Source organism: Sphingorhabdus sp., from assembly GCF_044354325.1.
GTDB lineage: Bacteria > Pseudomonadota > Alphaproteobacteria > Sphingomonadales > Sphingomonadaceae > Sphingorhabdus_B.
The window spans coordinates 1-6,166 of record NZ_JBILAF010000117.1; the positions used below are offsets into that span (position 1 = coordinate 1).

6 protein-coding genes and 1 tRNA gene are annotated in these 6,166 nt (G+C 57.5%); 4 read left to right on the top strand and 3 right to left on the bottom strand.

The genetic code is table 11. From position 1 onward, the window contains the following. From ACIQ0G_RS09585 to ACIQ0G_RS09595, 3 genes are all read left to right on the top strand, one after another. Window positions 1-442 (top strand): hypothetical protein (locus ACIQ0G_RS09585; protein WP_397577712.1); only part of this gene is annotated, 442 nt, incomplete at its 5' end. Then, window positions 439-1,407, top strand: a complete 969-nt coding sequence (gene ribD, locus ACIQ0G_RS09590) for a bifunctional diaminohydroxyphosphoribosylaminopyrimidine deaminase/5-amino-6-(5-phosphoribosylamino)uracil reductase RibD (RefSeq protein ID WP_397577717.1) — start codon at window positions 439-441, stop codon at window positions 1,405-1,407. The genes ACIQ0G_RS09585 and ribD, both read left to right, overlap by 4 nt. A 15-nt stretch (window positions 1,408-1,422) precedes the next feature. Next, a complete protein-coding gene (locus ACIQ0G_RS09595) occupies window positions 1,423-2,031 on the top strand; it encodes a riboflavin synthase (protein WP_397577713.1) in 609 nt (202 codons plus the stop codon). Here ACIQ0G_RS09595 and ACIQ0G_RS09600 read toward each other — a convergent pair. Next, window positions 2,028-2,780, bottom strand: a complete 753-nt coding sequence (locus tag ACIQ0G_RS09600; protein ID WP_397577714.1) for a DUF1134 domain-containing protein — start codon at window positions 2,778-2,780, stop codon at window positions 2,028-2,030. The two genes, ACIQ0G_RS09595 and ACIQ0G_RS09600, sit on opposite strands and share 4 nt — an antisense overlap. A gap of 197 nt (window positions 2,781-2,977) precedes the next feature. Here ACIQ0G_RS09600 and ACIQ0G_RS09605 point away from each other — a divergent pair. Further along, a tRNA-Ser gene (locus tag ACIQ0G_RS09605) sits at window positions 2,978-3,070 on the top strand. A gap of 269 nt (window positions 3,071-3,339) precedes the next feature. On the opposite strand, the gene yghU is transcribed toward ACIQ0G_RS09605, so the two are convergent. Continuing rightward, window positions 3,340-4,221, bottom strand: a complete 882-nt coding sequence (yghU, locus tag ACIQ0G_RS09610) for a glutathione-dependent disulfide-bond oxidoreductase (protein WP_397577715.1) — start codon at window positions 4,219-4,221, stop codon at window positions 3,340-3,342. 52 nt (window positions 4,222-4,273) lie between these two features. After that, window positions 4,274-6,076, bottom strand: coding sequence for an aminopeptidase P family protein (locus tag ACIQ0G_RS09615; RefSeq protein ID WP_397577716.1), 1,803 nt, complete (start codon window positions 6,074-6,076; stop codon window positions 4,274-4,276). Window positions 6,077-6,166 lie beyond the last annotated feature (90 nt).

The following is a 6,166-nucleotide window of genomic DNA, read 5'->3' on the forward strand; positions in this document are numbered from 1 at the left end:
GGAAATCACGCGATATCCGTCTTATTGGATAGCCATGTCATTTTTTAAAGATGTCTCGCTGCGCAATGCGGGCACAGATCTAATCAGCTTTTTCCGCACAACGGGCACGCATAGTCCGTGGTTGTTTCTGGCTGCCTGCGTGCCGACGGCGATTATCATCTACACATTCTATATCGATACGCTTGAAAAGGCGAAGCCGCCGCCACCCACAGTGACCTATTTCGAAAGCTGGCCTGCGACACGCACAATCGAGGAATCGAAAGCGGCGATCGCTGAATATCAAAAGCGAAAAGACGAAATGCGCGCCCGCGAGAAAGAGGCATATAAGGCATTCGGTCGTGCGGTCGGGATGGACGTGGAAGAAATTGAGCGCGAGGCCCAGCTTGAGCGCGCGCAAAAAGAGGCACAAGCCAAAGACGCTGCCGCGGGAGCAAAACAATAGCCACCGCTGATCACCGCTTCATGGCCGCAGCTTTGGCGCTGGCCGAACGTGGCGTTGGCCAGACGGGGCTGAACCCGTCGGTCGGCTGTATCATTGTCAAAGAAGGCATCGTCGTTGGACGCGGCTGGACTCAAGAGGGGGGCCGTCCCCATGCAGAAGCCATGGCGCTGGCGCAGGCCGGTTCTGCAGCGCAAGGCAGCGTTATTTACGTCACGCTTGAGCCCTGTGCGCATCAATCCGACCGTGGCCCGGCGTGCGCCCTATTGCTGATGGATGCCCGGCCAGCACGCGTGGTGGTTGCGCTGCAGGACCCCGATCCTCGGACCGCGGGTGCAGGCATCAAGGCGCTCATGGCCGCGGGCATAGCCGTAGTGACTGGCGTCATGGCGTCCGAAGCGCGCACAAGCCTCTCCGGATTTATGTGTCGCATGCAGCGGCGGCGGCCATTTGTAACGTTAAAAATCGCGACATCGCTGGATGGTCAAATCGCGATGGCCGATGGCAGCAGCCGTTGGATTACGGGGGGTATCGCGCGCGCGCATAGCCATATTGAACGTGCGCGGACGGATGCCATTTTGGTCGGATCGGGCACCGTAAAGGCAGACGCGCCACAATTGAACGTGCGGCTGACGGGACTAGAACACCGGTCGCCGCGCAAGGTCGTGCTGGGCAGCGGTGATGCCCCCGACGGGTGGGAAGTTATTTCTGCGCCAGTGGACATCGCAAAGCTGGATTGTAATAATGTGATGGTGGAAGGCGGCGCTGCAACAGCCACGGCTTTTTTAAAAGCTGGGTTGGTTGACCGGCTGTTATTGTACCGCGCACCCATTTTCATCGGCGCGGGCAAGGCCTGCCTTGGCGACATTGGATTGGGGCAGCTGGCCGACGCGCATGGACTTTGGCAGCTGTGCGATTCCCGCAGTCTTGGCAAAGACCGTCTCGAAGTCTACGAACGCGCCAATTAAAGAGGCAAAATATATATGTTCACAGGTATCATCACGGACGTTGGCAATATTCGTTCATCCGAACAGCGGGGCGATTTGCGCCTTGTCATTGATTGCGCATATGACATGGACACGGTCGCCATCGGCGCATCTATCGCCTGTTCGGGCGTGTGCCTGACCGTTGTTGATAAGGGCGAAGGCTGGTTCGCAATCGATGCGTCTGCCGAAACCGTTTCACGTACCCCAGCGGGCATGTGGGAAGCAGGGACCCAGCTGAACCTGGAACGCGCGTTGAAGGTCGGCGATGAATTGGGCGGGCATATTGTCACTGGCCATGTCGACGGCGTCGGGCATATTGTTGGCAGCGAAACCGTGGGCGACAGCTGGAAAGTCACCGTCGCCGCACCGGGCAGCCTTGCGCCGTATATCGCGGCCAAAGGATCTATAACGGTTGATGGCGTGTCGCTGACCGTCAATGACATTGCCGATCAGGCCGATGGTTCGGCGCATTTCATGCTGAACATCATTCCACACACGGCGCAGATGACGACATTAGGGACGCTGGGTGCCGGGCGGCAGGTCAACCTAGAGATTGATGTGCTCGCCCGGTACTTGAAACGCATGGAAGATATGCGCGCCCGTTAAAAGGGCAGCCAACGCTGCTTTTTGGAAAAGCGCATATATCCGACATTGGCGCCCAACCGCAGTCCGGCGCCTACCCTGATGGGAATGAGCACGACATCGCCGCGGCGCAGATAGCTCGCATTAAAACCACCGCCGAGATATGCGACGCCTTCACCGGCGGGATAGCGTTTGTAGATGTCTTCGGTGTCGTACAGATTATATACAAGCACAAATGTGCTACCCGCATTTGCGCCAGCATCGGGGCCAATTGACGGGCCAGTCCAATAGACTGGCTTTTGGCCCTCAACTTTGTGGTTCAGCGTGCCGGAACCGTAACGAAGGCCAACGACAAACGCGCCGCCACCCTCGCGGCCAACGATATAGCCATTTGGCCGACCCTGCTTTTTCAGAATGTCCTCAATCATTTTGCCAAGACCTTGGGCACCCTTGCCAAAAACGCCTTCGGCAGCGCCGATCAAATCATCTTCCTGATAGGTGGCTTCGGTCGGGATGGCGGGAGACGCGGACGACGTTTCCGGTAGTACTGCAGGGGCCTCTGTCGGAACGCCATCCTGAACAGTTGGGGCGACATTCTCTGACGGGGCTGCGGTCGCGGCCTGCGGCGGAGTCCCAAGGTCTGAATCGATGACATCATTGGGATCGACGGTGTTAATCTGCGCCATCGCCGGCGAAGCGACAAGTGCGCCGGCCGCGAGCAGCATTAGCAAATGATGTATTGACCGTTTCAGACCCCGATTTACTGCTAACATGCGTATCCCACCCTTTTAAAATCAAGCAACACTCTATGTATCCTCTAGATGAGCGCATGATGAACGACCGACAATGCGAGTTCAGTGCGCGCCAGAGCGATCCTATTTCGTTAATTTTCTTCTTATAGCATGCCCGTGTCAATAACCATTGCAGCCAAATGCATGCAACGCTATAGGCCGCCCATGCCAAACGCGCTGGAGACGTGGGTGAGTGGCTGAAACCAACGGTTTGCTAAACCGTCGTACTGGTAAATCCGGTACCGAGGGTTCGAATCCCTCCGTCTCCGCCACGGCAATTTCACACCATCGCAGGGTTTCAACATCGGCAATGATTGCCGGAACCAATTTCGTGCTGCAGGCCCCAGGCGGCAGCAACCAGCTTGGCGCAGAATGCACGCTCCGCGCAGTCAATATCAGCAAGCGTTAATGTGAAAAATAGAGCTTGGTCAGGAGGGTATCCGACCAAGCTCTTAAGGAGAGGGCGCCCCTCCTTAAGTGAGAAGCCCTCGGGTCGCGGGACCCATATAGGCTTCATTTTTTCCTTCGCGTGTGACGCAGGTCACGCTTTGGCAGCGGCAACCTTGTCCTGCGTTTTGGTGTCGAAGTCGCTTGCGTCATGCCGCTCATGCAGCTGGCTGGCGGGGTCACCCATCACGCGATTGACCATGCGTCCACGCTTCACAGCGGGCCGTTCGGCGATGAGGTCAGTCCAGCGAATCACGTTCTTATATTCATGTACAGACAGAAACGCGCCTGCGTCGTAAATCAGCCCTTTGACGAGCGCGCCATACCATGGCCAAATCGCCATATCGGCGATGCTGTATTCGTCGCCAGCCACATAGGAGCGGTCGGCAAGGTTGCGGTCCAGCACGTCCAGCTGCCGCTTCACCTCCATCGCGAATCGGTCGATGGCATATTCAAATTTGAACGGCGCATACGCATAAAAATGGCCAAAACCGCCGCCGAGATAGGGCGCGCTGCCCATTTGCCACATCAGCCAGTTGATCGTTTCCGTCCGCGCGTGATGCTCGGTCGGTAGGAACGCGCCGAACTTTTCAGCAAGATATAAAAGGATCGACCCCGATTCAAAAACGCGCGTGGGCTCCGGCGTTGAATGGTCGAACAATGCTGGAATTTTGGAATTGGGATTGGCTTCGACAAAGCCGCTCGAAAACTGGTTGCCGTCGCGGATACTGACAAGCCACGCGTCATATTCCGCGCCTATATGGCCAAGCGCGAGCAACTCCTCAAGCATGACAGTCACTTTCACGCCATTGGGCGTGGCAAGCGAATAAAGTTGCATCGGATGCTTGCCGACGGGGCGGTCCTTGTCATGCGTCGCGCCGGCGATAGGCCGGTTGATATTTGCAAACTGGCCCCCGTTTTCGGTATTCCATTCCCAGACCTTAGCTGGCGTGTAATCGGAAAAAGTCTGGGTCATGGATGTGGCTTTCCTTCGGTGAAATCATCGGGTGTCGGTAGATAGGCCGGGCTTATGATAAGGGCGCGCAAGCCTCATGGGCCCAAGCCAGCGCGTCGCCGTCTAGTTGTGGCGCGATAATCGACAATACCTTGGCATGGTAATCATTCCACCAGCGCAGTTCCTCGCCGCTGAGCAAGCCGACATCCACCAACGTCTTGTCAATGGGTGCGAAGGTGAGCGTTTCGAAACCGAAATAGCGGCCTTCCGCACCGGCGATTTCACGTTCTTCGACCAGCACCAGATTTTCGATGCGGATGCCATATTCGCCGGCTTTGTAATAGCCAGGCTCGTTGGACAGGAACATGCCCGCTTGCAAAGGTTCGTCTGTTCCAGCCTGTCCGCCAGAGAATTTCCCAATACGTTGCGGCCCTTCATGCACAGCAAGGAAGCTGCCGACGCCGTGGCCCGTGCCATGGGCGTAATCAAGGCCAGCTTGCCAGAGTGCGGCCCGCGCCATCGTGTCGAGTTGCGCGCCGCGCGTGCCTTCGGGGAATACCGCCACCGCAAGCGCGATGTGGCCCTTGAGCACACGGGTGAAACGGTCTTTCATTTCCGCTGTTGGGTGTCCGGGCCCGACCCAGATCGTGCGGGTTACGTCCGTGGTGCCATCCAGATACTGCCCGCCGCTATCGACCAGATAGATGCTGTTGGGTTCAATCGCCCGGTTGCTCGCCTCGTCGACTTTGTAATGGCAATGCGCGCCATTGGGACCCGTGGCTGAAATCGTGTCAAACGACAGATCGTGCAGCATGCCGGTATCTTGGCGGAAGGATTTCAACCGCGCCGCAGCCGACAATTCGTCCAGCCCGCCCTTATGCGCCGTTTCGCCCATCCAATGCAGGAAGCGGCTAAGCGCTGCACCGTCACGCGCCTGCGCCGCACGATGGCCGGCTTGCTCGACATGGTTTTTGACGGCCTTTGGCAAAATGGTTGGGTCACGCGCTTCGACGATCGTTGCGCCGCCATCCTTCAGTGCGCCGAATATTGCCGCAACGGCACGATCGGGATCCACGGCGATGCGCTTGCCGTTCATGGCTTTCAATGCAGGGACAAACTCCTCCGGGGTGCGCAAGCACACGGCATTGCCCAAATGCGCGCGGACGTCATCGCCGACCTTTTCCGGGGCGACAAACAGGTCTGCCGTGCCATCGGCATGGGCGAGCACAAAGCTGAGCGCGACGGGCGTATTCGCCACATCGGAGCCACGGACATTCAGGAGCCATGCCACCGAATCGAGTGCAGAAATCACCGTGCTGTCCAAACCATTGGCCGTCAGCCATTCGGCAACCGCTGCGCGTTTCTCGGCGCTGCTTTGTCCGGCATAACGGTCGTCATGGGCCATGAGCTTGGCGTCGCTTTTGCCGGGCTGGTCCGCCCAAACGGCATCAATTGGGTTGCTTTTGACCGCGACCAATTCCGCGCCTTTGGCTTTCAACGCCACGGTCGCGCTTTCGACCCAACCCTTGGTGTGCACCCATGCGTCATAACCGATGCGCGCGCCTGCGGGGGTATGTTCTTTCAACCAATCAGAAATGCTCGTTTGCGGCACACCGACATATTGCCAGTTGTTGCCGTCCACCTGCTCACGCACCTGAAGCGTGTAGCGCCCGTCGGTGAAAATAGCCGCTTCTTCCGACAGAACCACAGCAGAACCTGCCGACCCGCCAAAGCCAGTCAGCCAGCCAAGACGTTGCGCATAGTCCCCGACATATTCGGACATATGTTCATCACAAATCGGAACGACGAATCCGTCGAGCTGATCTTTTTTCAATTGGACGCGCAAGGCATTAAGGCGGGCTTCGTAGGTAGACATCTTGGACTTCCGTTCATATGGTTGTGCAGACCATATAAGCGAGGAAGTCTTCTCATGAAAGCATTGCTCCCACTCATTGTTGCGATTGCT